Source organism: Thermodesulforhabdaceae bacterium (assembly GCA_037482015.1).
Taxonomy (GTDB): domain Bacteria; phylum Desulfobacterota; class Syntrophobacteria; order Syntrophobacterales; family Thermodesulforhabdaceae; genus JAOACS01.
In genome coordinates, this window is sequence record JBBFKT010000001.1 from 46,660 (window position 1) to 66,805 (window position 20,146).

14 protein-coding genes are annotated in these 20,146 nt (G+C 42.5%); 13 read left to right on the plus strand and 1 reads right to left on the minus strand.

Annotated features, from left to right (window positions below; translation table 11 throughout):
• The first annotated feature begins 210 nt into the window (after positions 1-210).
• Positions 211-672 (plus strand): thioesterase family protein, encoded by a 462-nt coding sequence (locus tag WHS38_00235; GenBank protein MEJ5299399.1) that lies wholly within the window; start codon positions 211-213, stop codon positions 670-672.
• On the opposite strand, the gene kdsB is transcribed toward WHS38_00235, so the two are convergent.
• The gene (kdsB, locus tag WHS38_00240; GenBank protein ID MEJ5299400.1) at positions 641-1,396 is read right to left on the minus strand and encodes a 3-deoxy-manno-octulosonate cytidylyltransferase; all 756 of its coding nucleotides are present in this window, start codon (positions 1,394-1,396) and stop codon (positions 641-643) included. The two genes, WHS38_00235 and kdsB, sit on opposite strands and share 32 nt — an antisense overlap.
• Positions 1,397-1,554: 158 nt before the next feature.
• Between kdsB and leuS the strand changes: the two genes are divergently transcribed.
• The 12 genes from leuS to WHS38_00300 all read left to right on the plus strand — a co-directional run bounded on the left by leuS (position 1,555) and on the right by WHS38_00300 (position 20,108).
• Positions 1,555-4,068 carry a leucine--tRNA ligase gene (gene leuS / locus WHS38_00245; GenBank protein ID MEJ5299401.1) on the plus strand — a complete coding sequence of 838 codons (2,514 nt, stop codon included), beginning with the start codon at positions 1,555-1,557 and terminating at the stop codon, positions 4,066-4,068.
• A gap of 28 nt (positions 4,069-4,096) precedes the next feature.
• Positions 4,097-4,615: an LPS assembly lipoprotein LptE gene (gene lptE / locus WHS38_00250; protein ID MEJ5299402.1), complete on the plus strand. Its 519-nt coding sequence runs from the start codon at positions 4,097-4,099 to the stop codon at positions 4,613-4,615.
• A gap of 76 nt (positions 4,616-4,691) precedes the next feature.
• Positions 4,692-5,708, plus strand: a complete 1,017-nt coding sequence (holA, locus tag WHS38_00255) for a DNA polymerase III subunit delta (GenBank protein ID MEJ5299403.1) — start codon at positions 4,692-4,694, stop codon at positions 5,706-5,708.
• Positions 5,709-5,843: 135 nt separating this feature from the next.
• Positions 5,844-6,644, plus strand: a complete 801-nt coding sequence (locus WHS38_00260; protein ID MEJ5299404.1) for an ABC transporter permease — start codon at positions 5,844-5,846, stop codon at positions 6,642-6,644.
• Positions 6,644-7,906, plus strand: coding sequence for an ABC transporter ATP-binding protein (locus WHS38_00265; GenBank protein MEJ5299405.1), 1,263 nt, complete (start codon positions 6,644-6,646; stop codon positions 7,904-7,906). Before WHS38_00260 ends, WHS38_00265 begins: the two co-directional genes overlap by 1 nt.
• Positions 7,903-9,567 (plus strand): methyltransferase domain-containing protein, encoded by a 1,665-nt coding sequence (locus WHS38_00270; protein ID MEJ5299406.1) that lies wholly within the window; start codon positions 7,903-7,905, stop codon positions 9,565-9,567. The genes WHS38_00265 and WHS38_00270 overlap by 4 nt, the downstream gene beginning before the upstream one ends.
• A gap of 74 nt (positions 9,568-9,641) precedes the next feature.
• Positions 9,642-13,781 (plus strand): glycosyltransferase, encoded by a 4,140-nt coding sequence (locus WHS38_00275; GenBank protein ID MEJ5299407.1) that lies wholly within the window; start codon positions 9,642-9,644, stop codon positions 13,779-13,781.
• 22 nt (positions 13,782-13,803) lie between these two features.
• Positions 13,804-15,483 carry a Wzt carbohydrate-binding domain-containing protein gene (locus WHS38_00280; GenBank protein ID MEJ5299408.1) on the plus strand — a complete coding sequence of 560 codons (1,680 nt, stop codon included), beginning with the start codon at positions 13,804-13,806 and terminating at the stop codon, positions 15,481-15,483.
• Positions 15,476-16,465, plus strand: a complete 990-nt coding sequence (locus WHS38_00285; GenBank protein ID MEJ5299409.1) for a glycosyltransferase family 2 protein — start codon at positions 15,476-15,478, stop codon at positions 16,463-16,465. The genes WHS38_00280 and WHS38_00285 overlap by 8 nt, the downstream gene beginning before the upstream one ends.
• The gene (locus tag WHS38_00290; GenBank protein MEJ5299410.1) at positions 16,452-17,153 is read left to right on the plus strand and encodes a class I SAM-dependent methyltransferase; all 702 of its coding nucleotides are present in this window, start codon (positions 16,452-16,454) and stop codon (positions 17,151-17,153) included. Before WHS38_00285 ends, WHS38_00290 begins: the two co-directional genes overlap by 14 nt.
• Positions 17,154-17,155: 2 nt before the next feature.
• Positions 17,156-17,566: a GtrA family protein gene (locus tag WHS38_00295; GenBank protein MEJ5299411.1), complete on the plus strand. Its 411-nt coding sequence runs from the start codon at positions 17,156-17,158 to the stop codon at positions 17,564-17,566.
• A complete protein-coding gene (locus WHS38_00300) occupies positions 17,559-20,108 on the plus strand; it encodes a hypothetical protein (protein MEJ5299412.1) in 2,550 nt (849 codons plus the stop codon). The genes WHS38_00295 and WHS38_00300 overlap by 8 nt, the downstream gene beginning before the upstream one ends.
• The last annotated feature ends 38 nt before the right edge of the window (positions 20,109-20,146 follow it).

A 20,146-nucleotide genomic window follows, 5' to 3' on the forward strand; every position in this document is an offset into this window, starting at 1 on the left:
CCTTTCTCTCTATGATGTAGCCCGACAAGGGCTTAACTTAGAACTGTTATTTCAAGAGATTCATTCCGTCTTAGTAAAATTCGTGGACAGAATTTTTCAATCTTTATAGTATAAATTTCCTGCGAAAAAAGAAAGCCTAAGAAAAAGCGGGAACAGAATAATGTTGGCGAATTGGGATTTTTGGAAGAGACTCAGGGAGACAGAAAATCCATGGAAAAAATGAAGCCTCGATTCTTCGAACCAAGTCATCGCACAGTTCTTCGAGTGCCCCTGTATGAGATTGACATAGGAGGTGGAGTTTATCACGGTAATTATTTCCATTTTTTTGAAATAGCTCGTGACGATTTTTTCCGCCACATAGGTTTTCCCTACCGACGCCTTATGGACGAATACGGTATGCATCTTACCGTCGCTCAGCTTACCTGCGCCTACTTCAATCCGCTTAATTACGATGACGTCGTAAATGTTGCCACAGGCATTGAAGAATTGAGAAGCCGAAGCATTGTGGTTATTCAGCGTATAGATCGAGAAAGTCCTGGCGGTGAAGTCATTCCCTGCGTTCAAGCAATATTTGCTCTGGTCTGCGTAGGGGGAGAGCAACGCAAAGTTTCAACCATTCCTGAGCCGCTACGTAAGGCTATTAATTCGTGGCTTGAAAACCCATCTTCCTGACATAATTTTTGAACTGTTCAACATCTTCGGCTGTATCAATGCCGATGGTGTCTTTAGGCGAAGGCACAACAAGGATGGAATAACCATGTTCCAGAACCCTTAACTGCTCTAGCTTTTCACATTGCTCCAGTTCTGATTGTGGGATCGCAGTGAATTTCTTTAAAAAGCCATAGCGGTAAGCATAAAATCCCTGATGCTTCCAGAAGGACCCTTCTTTCCAACCGTCTCGATTAAAAGGGATAGAAGCGCGAGAAAAATAAAGAGCTCGCATATTCTTATCGCAAACAACTTTGACAACATTGGGATTCTGAAAGTCCTCAAAAAAAGATGATCTAAAAGCCAGAGTCGCCATCGATATTTGATGATTTTTCAGAAGAGCTTCAACCAGTAGATCGACCATCTGGCCGGTAACAAGCGGTTCATCACCCTGAACATTTACGATGATGTCGCTTTCATCACAGCCCAGATTGAAACAGGCTTCGGCTACTCGATCTGTGCCGCTTTTATGATCGCTTCGAGTAAAAATGACTCTAGCTCCAAACTTTCTGCAGGCTTCTTCGATGCGCCTGTCATCCGTTGCGACAAATACATCGTCCACAAGTTTTGCTTCCAGAACCCCCTCATAAACCCACTGAATAAGCGGACGTCCGAAGAGGTCGAGAAGCACTTTCCCGGGAAGTCTTGACGAATCGTATCTACAGGGAATGATTACATATCGCTTCATGTTTGAACTCCCGTGAATGCAAGATAATTTCCAGACAGCCCTGAAATAAGCTTGTCAACAGAGTCTAAAGTTGACCATAATACAGCTTCCCTGGCAAGGGAATTTGGATGACGATTTCTATCGCATTGAATATTGAATAAGGGAGAAGGGAGTCAAATATGGAGGTTAAATACCATCCGCACAGGATTGAAGAAAAATGGCAGAAAATCTGGGATGAGCGGAACGTCTTTGCGGTGAAGGCAGATGACAGTAAGCCAAAGTTTTATCTTCTTGAAATGTTCCCTTACCCTTCCGGACGCATTCACATGGGACACGTAAGAAACTACACCATTGGCGACGTGGTGGCTCGATTTCTCCGCATGCAGGGCTATAACGTCCTTCATCCTATGGGTTGGGATGCCTTCGGAATGCCTGCAGAAAACGCCGCTATAAAGGCTCAAACTCACCCCGCTAAATGGACCTACGACAACATAGCTTACATGAAAAAACAGCTAAAAAGACTGGGTTTTTCTTACGACTGGTCCAGAGAATTCGCTACCTGTGATCCGTCCTATTACCGCTGGGAACAGCTTTTCTTCATAAAAATGTTTGAAAAAGGGCTGGCTTATCGAAGAAAAGCCTACGTTAACTGGTGTGAAAGCTGCCATACCGTGCTCGCTAATGAACAGGTGGAAGGTGGAGCCTGCTGGAGATGCGGAACCACCGTTATTCAGAAGGAAATGGAACAGTGGTTCCTGAAGATTACCAACTACGCTGACGAACTGCTGGATTATACCTATAAGCTGGATGGCTGGCCCGAACGAGTCCTTGTGATGCAGCGTAACTGGATCGGTAAAAGCTACGGAAGCGAGATAGACTTTCCTGTGGAAGGCATGGATGGAACGAAGATCACCGTTTTTACGACTCGAGCCGACACGCTTTTTGGAGCCACCTTCATGAGTCTTGCTCCGGAACATCCTCTCGTGCCCGAACTTTGCCGGAACACTGAACATGAAGCTAAAGTGATGGCTTTTGTTGAGGAAGCCAAAAAAGCAAAAAGAACTGCTCGCACGGAGGAACTTCTCGAAAAGGAAGGAGTCTTCACAGGGCGCTACTGCATTAATCCCATGACCGGTCATCGCATGCCCATTTATGTAGCTAACTTCGTTGTGATGGAATACGGCACGGGAGCGGTTATGGCGGTGCCGGCCCACGATCAGCGAGATTTTGAGTTTGCGAAAAAATACGGCTTGCCTCTAAGAGTCGTCATACGCCCGACCGATTCAGATAGAATTCCCGATCCTTCAGAACTAACTGCCGCTTACGAAGAGGACGGCATTCTTGTCAATTCCGGCTCCTTTGACGGCTTGACCTCAGAAGAAGCTCGGAAGGCTATCACCGAAGATCTGGCAAAGCGAGGACTTGGACGGTTCAGCGTGCAATACAGACTTCGAGACTGGGGCATATCAAGACAGCGCTATTGGGGAGCTCCCATACCCGTAGTTTACTGCGACAGTTGCGGTATCGTCCCTGTCCCGGAAAAGGATCTTCCTGTTGTGTTGCCTCTTGATCTCGAACTTCTTCCAAACGGTGGATCGCCTCTTCCTGTGACCCCGAGCTTCTACCAGACAAAATGCCCCAAATGCGGCGGATCTGCCAGGCGAGAAACCGACACAATGGACACCTTCGTTGAATCAAGCTGGTATTTTATTCGATTTGCTTGTGCTCAGGAACATACCAAACCTTTCGATGATGCTATGGTCTCTTATTGGCTTCCGGTTGATCAATACATCGGTGGAATTGAACATGCAGTGCTCCATCTGCTCTATTCTCGCTTTTTCACTAAGGTGTTAAGAGATCTTGGCTACGTTAACCTAGATGAACCCTTTAAGCGGCTTCTGACTCAAGGGATGGTCATAAAAGACGGCGCTAAGATGAGTAAATCCAAGGGGAACGTCGTCGATCCCGATGATATGGTAAACGCTTACGGCGCCGATACCGTGAGACTTTTCTGTCTTTTCGCCGCTCCGCCAGAAAAAGATCTTGAATGGAGCGATCAGGGAGTGGAAGGTGCTTACAGGTTTCTTACTCGAGTTTGGCGGCTTGTGGCGGAAAATATCAATGAACTGAAAGCCGCTAGCAAATTCGATGGATCAATCGATCAGCTGGATGGCGCTCTCCGCAATCTATACCGTAAGACTCATCAAACTATCAAAAAGGTTACGGAAGATATTCGTGATCGCTATCATTTCAACACAGCCATTGCGGCGATCATGGAGCTTGTGAATACCATCTATCAGACAAAGGATGTTATGGGTTCTTCTGAAAACTCGGATCCCAACTTCTGGCCCGTGATGCGCTACGCCGTAGAATCTGTTGTCATAATGCTTTCTCCCATTTCGCCACATATTGCTGAAGAACTATGGCGCGAACTGGGTTACTCATCTCTTCTTTTCGATACTTCTTGGCCCTCGTGGGACGAAAAAGCTCTGGTGGCGGAAGAAGTGCTTATCGTTGTGCAGGTAAATGGCAAGCTGAGAGACAAGATTGTGGTATCGGCTGACGCCACCGACGAAGAAATAAAAGAACTGGCACTTGCTCGGGAAAAGGTTCAGCAGTTTGTAACTGGTGGCGAAATAAAGAACATCGTCGTAGTGCCAAAGAAGTTAGTAAACATAGTGGTCAAAAAGTAACCTGGATTTTCAGGCATAACAGATGGAAATGCTCAGAAAATTTATCGTTATACTTTTAGTGGCTATCACTGCGGGAGGGTGCGGTTACCAAATTGTGGGAACCGAAAAACTTGCCTCTCGTGGTGTTTATGCCGTAGCTGTGCCGGTGTTTGATAACAGAACCACAGAGCCGGAAGCTGAATTCATATTTACCGAAGCTTTGAGACAGGAATTTCTTAAGCGCGGTGGAGTGAAGCTTACGGATGTAAAAAATGCCGATGTTATTTTTAGGGGAAAGATCATCAGGCTTGCCGCTACGGATGTTGCTCATAATCGCTTCAACCAGGCGATAGAATCTCGCTTTTTTGTAACGGTTGATGTTCGTTGCGAAGATCGCCGCACTGGAAAAATACTGTGGCAGGATAACCAGCTCACCTTTTCGAGATCCTATCCCTATGGAACCACGGCTTTTGACTCTTATCAGGGAAGACGGGCAGCTCTTGAATACATTGCTCAACAAATCGCCGAGCGAATTTACGATCGTTTCATGGTGGCTTTGCGGCAATAGTCAGAAAGAGGTTATTGTAGGGTAGCGGTATGCCGTGCCTTACACAATAACCTCTTTCTTCCCACGGTAGAAAAGGATGAACGGATCAGGTGAACAGGTCTTTTTGAGAAGCCTTGAGAATGGCGAGTTCTTTCCGATTTATGTATTCGAAGGAGAGCGGTTTTTTATTGAACAGGGCTGGAAGGATCTCGGGGATGCTCTTGAGCGGGTTTATGGGGTGGGAAGAGTTTTTCGTAAAAAGATCTCTTTAGCAAACATTGGCGAAGAAGAGCTTGCGAGTTTTTTATACACCTCACCTTTAGGATATTCTGGAAAACTTATTTGGCTGGACGATCTTCGGGGCATCGGTAAGGAAGTCCTTAAGGTTTTGATGCGATTCTTCGATCGCCCGGCATCTAGAACTTACCTTGTGGTTACTCTGGATGCGGATTCGAAGACCACAAAAGAACTTATCGACGCTGCCCGCAAAGCCAATTCTCTTTACGTGAAGTTTTCTGCCCCGAAGTCACATCAACTTCCACGCTGGATTCAGGCTAGAGCGAAACGCTTTGGGAAGCAGATTTCTCCTGAAGGCGCCCGCTTGATCGCCGAAGTTACAGGTGCCGACTTTTACGCCATTGATTCCGAACTTGAAAAGCTTGCTGTCGCTGTGGGTAATCGTAAGGTTATAACCGAAGATGATCTGGCACTTTTTCTCTCCGGCGCGAGATTGTCATCTTCTTTTGAAGTGATGGATCTTCTGGCTTCGGGAAGGCGAGGAGATGCTCTTCTTATGCTTTCGGAACTTCTGGAAAGGGGCGAGCAGCCCATAGCTTTTCTTGGACTTCTTGCACGTCATGTGCGGCTTTTGTGGCAGGTTAAGTCTGCTGAAAGTTGTGGTAAAAGTCTTGAGGAAATCAAGCTTCTTGTGGGGCTTCCCGAGTTTGTAGTTTCACGGCTTATGGAGCAGGGCAGGTCTTTTACGGAAACCCAGCTTCGAGAACTCCACAGAGGGCTTTACGAAGCGGATTTGAAGCTTAAGACCACGTCTATTCCTCCTCTGCACGTCTTGACCCCAATTCTGGAACGCATGAAAAAGACGGCTTGGAAATGAAGGATTCCTGGATGTTGTGGGCAAGTTATACTACTTTTTCGGATCTGGCTGCCAATCCCCTTGACAATTTTGTGGGGGAAAGAACAATCTTTAATGGCAATTTACTGAAAAATCAGAGAACGGGGCGGAGTGAGAATGATATCCATCGGTATGTTAAAGGATGTGTGGGCATTTAGGGGCTTTGTGTTCTCCAGTGTTAAGCGAGAATTTTACTCCCGGTTTGTGAACGCTCGCTTCGGCATCGTATGGCTTGTGCTTCACCCTCTTGCCATGATTTTGATTTATACGCTTGTCTTTGCTGAACTCATGAAGCCGTCTCTTCCTGGCAAATCTTCTAAATTTGCTTACAGCGTCTATTTATGTTCGGGACTTCTTACATGGAGTCTTTTTTCTGAACTTCTCAGCCGCTCAATTGGTATCTTTGTCCACAATGCCCATCTTCTTAAGAAGATCCATTTTCCTAAATTGTGTCTTCCTCTGGTTGTTATCTTTACGAGCCTTCTCGATTTCGCCATTATCATGACTATATTCCTCGTTTTTCTACTCGCCACCGGAGAATTCCCCGGTGTAGTAGTGATAGGAATTTTCCCGCCTCTTGCGGTTTTGATAGCTTTTACTATCGGGTTTGGAATCTTTCTGGGGGTTATAAACGTTTTCTACCGTGATGTGGAACAGACCATGAGGATTGTTCTTCAGTTCTGGTTCTGGTTAACACCGATAGTTTACTTTGACAAAAGCCTTCCCAATGTAGCAAAGCATCTTCTTGCGATAAATCCCGTATGGCCTGTAATTGATGCCATGCACAGGATTTTCGTTGAAGGCGCTTATCCTCAATGGGAGACGCTTATTTATCCTTGTGTTCTTTCTGTGGTTATGGTTTTTCTCGGAATGTTTTCTTTCTGGAGGCTTCAGGGCGAAATTGTGGATGAACTGTGATGGGATATATCAGGGTTAGAAATTTAGGAAAAGCTTACAAGCGCTACAGATCAAAGTATGGCAGACTGTTGGAATGGCTCAGGCTGGGAGTGCACCACGAACTCAGATGGGTGCTTCGAAATGTTAGTTTTGACGTAGAACCCGGCGAAGCCGTTGGTATTATCGGCGTAAACGGGGCGGGAAAGTCCACCCTTCTCAAGATTATCGCGGGAGTGGTAAAGCCAACCACGGGTTTTGTTGAAGTTGGAGGGCGAGTTTCGGCTCTTTTAGAGCTCGGCACGGGTTTTCATCCTGATTTTACGGGTCGAGAAAATGTTTATATGTCCGGTCAACTTCGAGGTCTTACCAAAAAAGAGCTGGATGCCAAGATAGAAGAAATAGAAGACTTCGCCGAAATTGGCGATTACTTTGACCAGCCTGTGCGTGTTTATTCCAGCGGCATGCAAGTGCGGCTTGCTTTTTCTGTAGCAACGGCAGTAAGACCGGATATTTTGATTGTGGATGAAGCGCTTAGCGTCGGGGATGCCTACTTTCAGCACAAAAGCTTTGATCGCATTCGGCAGTTTAGAGATGCTGGAACAACTCTTCTTTTTGTATCGCACAGCCCTGGAGCTGTAAAAACTCTCTGCAACCGTGCGATACTTCTTGATAGCGGCGTAGTAATTAAAGATGACCTTCCGGATGCTACACTTGATTACTACAATGCTCTTATTGCCAAACATGAAGAGCATCGTAAGATAATGCAAGTAGAAATGGAAACGGGCAAGAAATCAACCCGTTCAGGTAATAATAAAGTCTCTATTTCTTCCGTTGAAATGCTCCAGAATGGTTCGCCGGTGCGAGCGGTAATGAGTGGAGAACCGGTGGTAATCCGTGTTCAGTGTATGTCACATGAGTTTGTTGATGAACTTACTGTGGGAATTCTGATACGTGATCGCCTGGGAAACGATATTTTCGGGACAAACACCTGGCATTATGACTTGAGTTTGAAAAATGTAGAACCCGGCAAAACGCTGCAGGTTGATTTTTATTTCCCTCATCTTGACCTTGGTGCTGGAAGCTACAGCCTTACAGTAGCTCTTCATAAGAGTGCCTCTCATGTGGCGGGTAACTATGATTGGTGGGATAGAGCATTGGTATTCCAGGTGGTGCCTGACAGTGGGCCTCGATTTATAGGGAGTTGTAAACTGGAGGCAATTCCTGAATGGCATGAGCCAGTTAACGCAGTATATGATCAATCTGGAGCCGTTAGGAAACTATGACTATTAATAGCAATTTTTACAAAGCCTTTGAGGATCGTCATCGAGGATCGAGAGAGCTTATCAAAGATCGTCTGAGGCAGTATTTGCCCTTTATAGTGCCTCTTAAAGACATATACGATGAACTGGCAACCTGCGATTTGGGATGCGGCCGCGGTGAGTGGCTGGAGTTAATGAAGGAAAACGGTTTTAGTCCTGTTGGAGTTGATATAGATCCTGGAATGCTTGAGGCTTGTTATGAAAGAAATCTTCCTGCCATCCATTATGATGCTGTTGAATATCTTAAAACTCTTGAATCTGAAAGCCAGGTGGCTGTAACAGCATTTCATCTTGTAGAGCATATTCCTTTTGAAAGAGTTCAGGTTATTGTGGAAGAGTCGCTGCGGGTTTTAAAACCGGGGGGGCTTTTGATTTTAGAAACTCCCAACCCTGAAAATATCGTGGTTGCTACTCGCAATTTCTATCTAGACCCAACCCATCAGCGACCCATACCTTCAAAGCTGCTTTCTTTTGTGTGTGAATACTACGGATTTGCTCGAGTAAAGGTTTTGCGTCTTCAGGAAGCAAAAGATGTGGCTCAGAATTTAGCGCCAGACCTTGCAAATGTTTTGTCTAGCGTAAGCCCCGATTATTCTGTTGTTGCTCAGAAGTCGGCAGATCCAGAGATACTTCGGCTTTTTGATGATGCCTTTAACAGGGAATACGGATTGTCATTGGATACGTTGGTTGATCGCTTCGATAATAGATTGGAGCAGGTGGATACTAAAATCTATGAAATTCTGCATGATTTGAAGGAAAAATGGCAAGAAACGGTTAAAAGGAACGAAGAACTTTCTTATAAGTTAGGTATTTTGAGTGAAGCTAAGAAGAATGTGGAAGAGAAATTGGAGCGTGAGCGAGAAACATCATCTGAGTTGAAAAGGTTTTTTGATGAAGCAAGGAAAGAAGTTGAAGATGAGCGGGCGAGGGTACGGGAGCTGGAAGAGAGGTGGAAAGAATCAGAGAGAAGAATCGAAGAACTGTTTTACCAAGTCGGGGTTTTGAGTGAGGTTAAGAAGAATCTGGAAGAAGAATTGGAGCGTGAACGAAGAGCATCTTCTGAGTTACAGAGGTTTCTTGATGAAGCAAGGAAAGAAGTTGAAGAGGAGCGGGCGAGGGTACGGAAGGTGGAAGAAGAGCTTGGCTTTGAGAAATCAAGAAGACATGAACTGGAATCAAAATATGCCGCTTTAGAACACACTGTTAATGCCATTTATGATAGCTGGTCCTGGCGAATCACTTACCCTCTTAGACTTGGACTTGATGTTTTAAGAGCAATAAAAAAAGCCTTCTTCTACAGTGTTTTCAAAATATGGCAGATTGTTACTTATCCGCCCAAATGGATTCTTGCCAGAGCGATTAAGTTTGTTTTGCGTCGCCCAGGGCTAAGAGAATTTCTCCATAGGCAACAGATCCGCTTTCCGCGGATTTATTGGGGGCTTTACAATTTTGCTGTTAGTAGAGGAATTTTTGCAGATGAAACCATTCAGACAACCATGAATTCTGTATCTTGCTTACCATCAAATACTGAATCGGATCCTGTGCATAAGCTTAGTCCCAGAGCTTTGCAGATTTATAAAAGGCTGAAAAGGGCTGTTGAGTATTATCAGAGTAAAGTTAGTTAGTTTTTTGATAAACTTTGGTTGGCTTTACTTAAGTCAATACATAAAAGATAAGACATTAAGGCAGGGATTTTTATATGCGAATCGTTATTGACATGCAAGGAGCGCAATCAGAGAGTCGTTTTAGAGGTATCGGGCGCTATACCTTGTCTTTTGCTAAGGCAGTTGTTCGCCATCGGGGTGAACATGAAGTAATCCTTGCCCTTAATGGTTTGTTTTCGGACACCATTGAGCCTGTTCGTGCCGCCTTTGATGGCCTGTTACCTCAGGAAAATATCCGTGTATGGCAGGCACCTGGCCCCGTGCGAGAGCGGGAACCTGGAAATCACACCCGCCGTGAAATGGTAGAAAAAATTCGAGAGGCCTTTATAGCAAGTTTTCAACCCGATGTGATTCACATCTCCAGTCTCTTTGAAGGGTATGTGGATGATGCGGTAACAAGTATAAAGACATTTGACCCCATTACACCTGTAAGTGTGACGCTCCATGACTTGATTCCTTTGCTAAATCCAGATCATTATCTCAATCCAAATCCTGCTTATCGAGAGTATTATCTTCGCAAGATTAGCCATCTAAAGAAAGCTGATCTGCTTTTGGGTGTCTCTGAATCTTCCTGTCGTGAAGCTATTAAGTATTTAGATTTCGATCCTGCACGTGTAGTGCATGTGGGTGAAGCGAGCGGGGGGAATTTTCGTCTAATCGAGATTAAGCCATCTGATGAAAAGTCACTTCGGGACAGACTTGGTCTTCCAAAACCATTTTTGATGTATTTGAGCGCCTTTGATGAGCGAAAAAATCACCTTCGTCTTATCGAGGCTTGGGCGCGACTTCCGGAGTATGTCCGTAACCAGCACCAATTGACATTAGTTGGAGTGACCCCGGAGCATAAGGCGCGTTTTGAAAAATATGCCCAAAAGCTTGGTTTGCGGCAGAGTGACATAGTCATTCTAAGTTGGTTACCTGATGAGCAACTTCTTCTGCTTCTAAATCTGTGCAAAGCATTTGTGTTCCCCTCATGGCATGAGGGTTTTGACCTATTAGTACTTAAAGCCATGGAGTGTGGCAAAGCAGTAATTGCAAGTAATACTTCGAGCCTTCCCGAAGTGGTTGGTCGTGAGGATGCTCTTTTCGATCCTTTCGATGTGAAATCAATTGCTAGTAAAATCGAGCAAGTGCTGGCCGACGAAGACTTTCGCAAAGAACTCGAACGCCATGCTCTGGAGCAGGCGAAAAAATTTAGTTGGGATACCTGCGCGAAACGAGCATGGGAAGCGTGGGAATCACTTTTGCTCCGGAAAACCAGAATTATCAATGTTTCTAAACCACGGCCTCGGCTAGCATATGTTTCACCTCTACCGCCTGAACGATCTGGCATTGCAGATTACAGCGCAGAACTTATACCCGAAATTTCTCGCTTTTATGAAATTGACGTGGTCGTTGCTCAACGTGAGGTTCAAGATGACTATATTCGTGCCAACTGCTCTATACTTTCCGTGGAAGAATTTCGGAAAGTTGCCCATTCGTATGATCGAGTGCTTTACCATTTTGGAAATTCCGTTTTTCATAGCCACATGTTTGATTTGCTGGAAGAGATCCCCGGTGTAGTAGTGTTGCATGACTTTTTTCTTTCCGGTATTCAGGCACATAGAGATGTTCACGGCTGGTCACCTCATGCCTGGGCAAAAGCCTTGTATGCCAGTCATGGCTATAAAGCGGTGTGTGAACGCTACAAAGTAAATGACAAAGCCGAAGTTGTGTGGCGCTATCCTGCTAACTTACCAGTTTTGCAAGCTGCTTTGGGTATTATCGTTCACAGTGAATTTTCTCGAACTCTTGCAAGAAGGTGGTATGGCGATGAAGGTGTAAAAGATTGGGTGGTGATTCCCCTCCTACGCACCCCGGTGGAGAATATAGACCGTGACATAGCACGTCGAGCATTGGGATTTGGTTCTGATGATCTGCTCATCTGTTCTTTTGGGATGTTGGGACCCACCAAGCTTAACCATCGTTTGCTTGATGCCTGGTTGTCTTCAGAACTTGCTAAAGATCCCAAAGTTCACCTTGTATTTGTAGGGGAAAACCACGGTGGTGACTATGGACAACAACTTCTCCGCAAAATTGCCGCAAGCAGTGCTTCTGATCGAATCCGTATTACCGGCTGGGCAGAGCATGAGATCTATCGTCTTTATCTTGCTGCTGCTGACATCGGCGTGCAGTTGCGTGCCCTGTCCCGGGGCGAGACCTCCGGTACGGTTCTAGACTGCATGAATTATAGGTTGGCAACAGTCGTAAATGCCCATGGAAGCCTGGCTGAACTAGACCGAGAGGCGGTTTGGATGCTTCCTGATGAGTTTTCAGACGATGATCTGATTGAGGCACTTACCACACTAGCCCGGGATGCCGATAAACGCCATGCTTTGGGAATGAAGGCACAGGAGGTTATTCGCACACGTCATTCGCCTCGCCGATGTTCAGAACAGTATTATGAAGCCATAGAAGGATTTTATCAGCGAGCTCAGGTTGGGTTGACAGGGCTGGTCAACCACTTGGCAAAACAGCATATTTCTGAGAATGATTTGGTATGTGTTGCTACAAGCCTGGCAAGCAACTTTCCACCTGTGCCGCGGCGGCAATTGCTGGTAGACGTATCCGCACTGGTTCAGACTGATCTTAAAACAGGTATTGAACGTGTGACGCGCGCCATTTTACATGAGTGGCTAAATAACCCACCTGAAGGGTTTCAGGTAGAGCCGGTGTATGCCACGATAGAATCGCAAGGCTATCGATGTGCTCGCCGCTGGACAAGTCGGTTCTTGGGAATTCCAGAAGGCTGGGCTGAGGATACTCCGGTGGATGTCTGGGAGGGAGATGTGTTCATAGGGTTGGATTTTCATGCCCATGTTGTTCCAGCGCAACAAAAGTTTTTGCGAGAATGGCATAATAGGGGTGTACTAATTAGTTTTATTGTTCATGATTTGCTTCCGGTAACTATGCCTTGGGTTTTTCCAGAAGGATCTGGCATTGCTCATAGACGCTGGCTGGAGACGATTAGTGAGTTTGACATTGTGGTTTGTATATCTAGAGCTGTAGCCGATGAAATGGCTAGCTGGGTGACCTCTTATGGACCAAAGCGATACCGGCCTCTATTTATCTATTGTTCATACCATGGCGCAGACTTTCAGGGCTCTGTACCCACCACCGGTATGCCGCTGGATGCTGAGCAAGTTCTTGAAAAAATTCGCAGTCGCCCGAGCTTTTTGATGGTGGGAACTGTTGAACCCCGTAAGGGCTACCTGCAGACTTTAGCGGCATTTGACCAACTCTGGGATGAGAATGTTGATGTTAACCTGGTGATTGTGGGTAATGAGGGATGGAAGCCTTTGCCTGATCATATGCGGCGCGACATACCGGAGACCGTCAACAAGCTTCGCACCCATTCTGAGCGAGGCAAACGACTTTTCTGGCTGGAAGGCATAAGCGATGAATACCTGGAGAAGGTCTATTCTGCCAGCACCTGCCTGATTGCTGCTTCCTATGGCGAAGGGTTTGGTTTGCCGCTAATTGAGGCGGCACAGCACAAATTGCCTATAATTGCAAGAGATATACCGGTGTTTAGAGAGGTGGCAGGTGAGCATGCCTATTATTTTGAAAACAGTAAAGACCCTGAGGTGATTGCTGATGCCGTAAAATTTTGGCTTGATCTATATAAAGAAGATAAACATCCGAAATCAGACAATATGCCCTGGCTTACCTGGAAGGAGAGTGCCAGTAATCTAATGAATATATTGCTTGGAAAAACCGCGCCGTATAAGCTGGTTCAGCCTGATCCATTCATCGGACCAGGGCAGGAATTGAATTTCAAATCTAACAAACTGCGTTTTTCGTCCTGGAGCACACCTGAGCCTGATTTCAGATGGTCCTTGGGAAAACAATGCTCGATATACTTTATTCCCGGTTCATATTCTTTTGAGGGAATTGTTCGCTGTAATTTTAATACACTGGGGCTTCAGAGGATTAAGTTGGGTCTTAATAAAGAAGTTATACTGGATTCAGAGTTCAATGGAATAGATCTTTGGTTTGAAGCAAGATTTTCACCTGATATATTATGTTCTGGAATAGAAAACGAACTTTTGTTTGAACTACCCGATGCAAGAATGCCTGATAATGGGGATAAAAGAGTGCTTGGTATTGCCTTAAAAAAGTTGATAATCGTTTGAAATGAAGGAAGAGTGGGTGACCATGTCCAATAATAAGCGAAAATTGTTTTTTGACCATATACCCAAGGCGGCAGGGACAAGCCTGCAACAATTCTTTGTTGAAGCATTTGGGGAAAGTGAAGTAACATCTACCATAAGAGGACAAAAATTAAACTCGGTCCTTGCTATGTATGGGGATCTGAGTGTAATCGCCGGCCATTTTGGTTTTGTTCCAGGTGATTCTTTACCGGATGGCTGGGTTTGGGCTACGATCCTGCGCAACCCAAGAGAAAGGACTTTATCAGAGTATTTTTATATCTTAAATGATGTGCCACCAACTGGTTGTTCTGACTTTGAGCGAAGGATTAAGATGATGTCTCTGGAGGATGCGCTTTATGATGGTGAGTTCGCGTCCCGAATTTACAATTATCAGGCTGTTCATTTCGCATCATTTTTTCATCCTACCCCTGCTAAGCTTTCTTCATCGGAATTATTGCATTTAGCCAAACAAGGGCTTGAGCAGTATCACCTTGTGGGCACCACAGAGCGTTTTGCTGAGTTTGTTGATGAGCTCAAGAGGATCTTTAATCTTCCTAGAGAGGCTTTTTTGAAGCGGTATAATGTCACATCCAGTCGTAAGAGATTTGATGAGCTACCTGGAGACATTCAACGGCGCATTGATGAACTTACCTCTGTGGATATGGAACTCTGGGAGTATGCAAATTTTTTGTTTGAGACAAAGACTAAGAGATTTGAGTTGTCAGGTGAAGTAGATAAGAAGTCCTCGCCTGATGATGCAAAAAAGGATAAGACCGCGGTGACCCAAGTCGTGGAAGATGGATCACTTGAGCTTATAAGTGTTACTGTTACGGGTCAATTCAGAAATGACCTTTCTTTTCTACCCGGGGAAAGAGCAAGTTTGCGTATAGCCTTTCGGGCATTAAAAGATATAGATGACTTAACTATCGGTTACAGCATCCATCATGACTCAGGGCTCCATATTTTTGGCACAAATACCAGACTTATGGGAAGAAAGCTTCGAGTCAGCGCTGGCGGTAAGTATCATGTGGACTTTGTATTTACCGTGAATCTGGGAATAGGGCAATATTTTGTGAACATCAGTGCCCATTCCGGTCTTACTCACCTGGAAAATTGCTATCTATGGCGTGAAAAGGTGGCCTGTTTTGGGGTCGCCGGTTTTTTAGATGTGCCTTTTGAGGGATTAGTGAGGCTTATGCCTTCGGTGTATACAGGTATGCTGAGCCTTCAAGGTAAGATCGAAAGCGAAAATACATCTTTTGAAGCTGTTCAAAGACTTGGTTTGGATACCCCACCGATAGCTGATGCTAAAGGCTTTATCAGGTTGATAAGTGGTGATAGCAGGATACAAGCAAGGTGTGGGGAACAGCTTGCTTTTGTTGTAGAAGTGATGAATAAAAGTAATCAGACATGGATTACGGAAGGCAACAGGCCGGTTTATTTAAGTTACCATGTATTAAGAAAAAATACCGAAATGGTTATCTTTGACGGATATAGAACACCTTTGCCTTGTAAGGAGATCCGCCCTGGTGATATTGTTGGAGCTACAGTGATGGCGGAAGTCCCCAAAGAAGCAGGGGAATATGTTTTGGAGCTTACCATGGTGCAGGAAATGGTCTGCTGGTTTGAAGAAAGGGGCTTTGATACAGAAAAGGTGATGGTTGAGGTTGTTAGCTATGAGTAGTAAATATTGCGAGATTAACAGGGAAAATCCCAAACTGGCTATAGTGGTGCCCTGTTACAATGAAGAAGAAGTTCTAGATAAAACTATAGCTACTTTAAGAAGTGTTTTAAGTGATCTTGTTTCGAGCCGTAAAATTTCTGAAGAAAGCTATATGCTTTTTGTGGATGATGGTAGTAGAGATCAAACCTGGAACATTATAGTAAATCATTCAAAAAAGTTTCCTGTGGTGAAAGGAATAAAGTTATCAAGAAATAGAGGGCATCAAATAGCCTTAATTGCTGGAATGCAATATGCAAAAGATAGATGTGATTGCTTGGTTACGATTGATGCTGATTTGCAGGATGATGTCGATGCTATCAAACAGATGGTAGAAAAATATATTGAAGGCTATGATGTGGTCTATGGTGTAAAATGGGAACGCAGGGCGGATAGTTTTTTTAAGAGATTTACTGCAGAATTTTATTATCGCATAATGAATTTGTTTGGAGTAAATTTGGTTTTTAATCACGCAGATTTCAGGTTGCTATCTAGTAAAGCCACACGATATTTGCTAGAATTTAAAGAAAGAAATGTTTTTATTAGAGGACTGGTTCCTCTAGTTGGTTTAAAGTCAACTTCTGTTTATTATAAAATAAATGAAAGACTTGGAGGGAAATCGAAGTACACACTTAGGAAAATGTTTAGTCTTGCATGGGATGGTATTACGTCGTTTAGCATATTGCCTCTTAGGGTTATTTCTATCATTGGCTTTTTTATATTTATTGTTAGCATATTTATGGAAATTTGGGTTTTGGTGGTAAAGTTATTTACTGATGAAGCACTACCTGGGTGGGCATCAACAGTTTTGCCTATATACTTTATAGGTGGAGTGCAACTTCTTGCTTTGGGGGTTGTTGGAGAATATATAGGAAAGATGTACTATGAGGTAAAAAATAGACCATTGTATTTTATAGAAGAGGTAACATGGAATGCAAAAGACTAAATTTGATGATTTCGCCATCAATTACGATGACCTGCTGCAAAAGCAGCATTCAACGTTTGGTGATATTTCTTATTATAGCGAATATAAAATTAAGTTGGTTCATCAAATATCGGAGAAATATTTTGGAAAGAATTTGAGGTTAAATATACTGGAATATGGTTGTGGCACCGGTAGAAACTTGCAATATTTTAATATGATGTTTCCAGAATCAAATATATTTGGATTTGACATATCAAGAAATAGTTTAGAAATAGCAAAATCTCGAAATGATAAAGCGATATTTTTGTGGAGCGAAGATGAATTGTTAAAATATTATAATAATTATTTTGATCTTGTATTTGTAGCAGGTGTATATCATCATATCCCTCCTGCTATGAGAAATTATGTCACGAGCGTTATTAAACATATTACGCAAAGACACGGGATTGTGATGGTCTTTGAACATAATCCATATAATCCTATTACAAGGCATATGGTAAATACATGCGAATTTGATGATGATGCTATTCTGTTATCGAAAGGTGAATTGATAAATCTTTTTGAGATCCTGGGATTTTATTTCTTAAAAGCTGGATATACATTATTTTTCCCTCCCAGATTAAAAAAAGTGAGTTTTATTGAGAAGTTTATACATTGGATTCCACTAGGTGGGCAGTATTATGTTGTTTTTAAAAAGAGCGAACAATAAAAATGTCATATCAAGCTTTGTTTAATCAATTAAAAAGATTCGAGAATTTTTATAAGTATCTTATTGTTGGTTTTTTAATTACACTTATTGGTTATAGTATAATATTCTTGTTGATGTATATTGGTGTATCTCCTGAAACAAGTAATATTATAGGATATGCTGTAGGCATAACGGTATCTTACATTTTGAACAAGGTTTATACATTTAAAAGCAAGGCTCACCCAAAAAAGGAATTTCCCAAGTTTTTGTTTTCACTTTTAATATCATATGGATTAAATCTTTTAACTTTAATTTTATGTGTGAGAACACTTTACATTAACATGTATATCTCTCAAGTCATAAGTGGAACTGTATATACATTAAGTGGGTTCTTTCTGGCAGAGTATTTTGCGTTTAGGAGGAAAGATGTTTAGTTCGAAGGAGAAGAATTATTACGCTTTATTAATATATTTTATTTTAACTATGGTTTTTTGGGGAGCACCATTGAAGTTTGATTTTATAAATAGTCTTCATATAGCTATGGATCCTGCGTTTTATCTTTGGAGTTTTAAATGGTGGCCCTATGCTCTATCTCATGGACTAAATCCCTTCCTAACAAAGGCTTTTTGGGCTCCATTTGGTCAAAATCTGGCATGGACTACATCTTGTCCTAGTATAACTATAATGTTGTGGCCTATTACTAATTTATTTGGCCCTATTTTTTCATATCACTTTATAACTATAATATCTCTTGCCCTTGCTCCATATGGCATTTATTTAATCAACAAACAACTTGATTTAAAGAAAATAAATTCTTTTATAGGTGGTTTGATATTTTTCTTTTCTTCTTATGTATGGGGTCAACTTTTAGGGCATCTAAACCTTTATGTTATATTTGCAATACCGTTTTTCCTTTACCTGACAGTCTTGAGGTTGAAGAGATCAATTGGGTCTAAAAGGTATGTTATTCTCTCAGCCTTATTGCTTGCATTTCAATTTGGTATATCCAATGAGATATATGCTACCTTTGTATTGTTTGGATTTTTCGCTTTGTTTGTTTCGTTTTTAATTTTTATTAATGATGAGAATTGTAGGAAACTAATTTTTAAGATTTTTTTAGAATCTGTCTTGATTATTTTAATTAGTATTATTTTATTAAGCCCTTATCTATATTTTGTCTTTTATGAATATGTAAAAGAACAACTAAACAGTCCACATGCTTTTTCAGCAGATCCCTTGAACTATCTGATCCCCACACCTATAACTATGTTATTTGGCGATTTATTTAAATTTATAAGTGTAAAATTTACTGGCAATTTTAGTGAAGAAGGAGCATACCTTGGTTTGCCCTTAATATTTATCGTTGTTAGTTTTTTTGCAAAGTCATTTTCGACCAAAAATAAGTTTTATATATTTCTTTCGATTATGTTTTGTGTGATTTTAATTTTTAGTTTTGGTCCATACCTAAGGATATTAAATTACCCAATAATACCAATGCCATGGTATTTATTTACTAAATTACCGTTAATCCATCAAGCCTTACCAACTCGCTTTACTCTTTATACTTCAATGATTACGGCTATCATGGCCGCGATATGGTTGGAAAAAACGAATATCAGCATAAAGTTAAAATATTTCGTAGCTATATTAGCCATTATTTTTCTAATTCCAAATTTGAATGTGTATAGAGGTCATAAGATAACATATCCTGCATTCTTAATCTCAGGTCAATACAAAGACTACATAAAATCGGGAGAAAATGTAATTATATTTCCTACATATGTTATGGGCGGTTTTCAAGGACCACTCTGGCAGCAAAGAACAGATTTTTATTTTAATGTCTCTCAAGGGTTTGCAGGTCCTATCCCATCGAGTCTTAAAGAAGATAAAAATGTTGCTATAACGCTATATAAGCTTATTTACGGAAAACCTACCCATATAAATGATCCTTTAATTTACTCTTTCATTCACTACCTTATAAAATGCGACGTAAGGGCTATTCTGTTACCAGATAGTTACCACAACAAGATCTTGGACGCCTTACTAAAATCCTTAGATATTGAGCCCATTCATACTGGTGGTGTTATTTTATACAAAGTAGACAAAGAACAATTGCTTAGTAAAACTTTACCAAAGTATCATGAAAAAATTGCGAATTATTATGTCGATATTTTTGAAAACCTTTTTACTTCCTCCCAAAAATTTCTCCTGGACGGGGGGAGTTTATCCAGCCTTATTCCTCAATACCTTGAAGAACACAGTTATCTTGATAAGTCTTTTGGCTATCAAACAGGGAAAGCCGTTAACTGGACTCAGAATGGCGGCTGGATTGGAAAATGGGGTTGTCCTGATCGAAAAGGAGAGTGCTTCGGAGTGGGTATAGTTGGCGATGTAGACATGTTAAAACCCATAATTGATAAATACAAATCTCAATCCTTGCAAATATTTTTCCCCTATCCCAAAACTTACACTCCAGACACTAAAGAAACCAATGGTCAGCTTCTTATGATATTTAGAGCGCCAAAACCGGATAATGCAATCTCACAGATACCGTATACAATTGATTTTAGAGCAGGTGGCAATGCTGGTAGATTCATAAATAGCGGCTTTTGTAATCCGGAAAACTGGGGCACATGGAGTTGTGCTAAAGAAGCATTGCTTTCCTTCAGGCTAAAGGAAGTGCCCAGGCCGCTTTATCTAAAACTACATTTCCATACGCTTACCACACCAAACCATTTCCAGAGAATTCAGTTTTATCTAAACGGAAATCTTTTGAAAGAGGAAAAATACACGGACTCAGGGAATAAACAGCTAACCCTGGATGTCTCAAATTTGATTCAGCAAGAGAACATTTTGCTAATTAAAGTGCCGGATGCGGCTACGCCGAAGTCGCTTGGAATAAACACTGATAGGAGGGAACTCGGCATAGGAATGGTTAGGTTGGAAATCAGTCCTGACGCTGGTGATGTAAAGTAGTTCTTTTTGTTGCTTAGTGGAACGGCGGATATATAGGC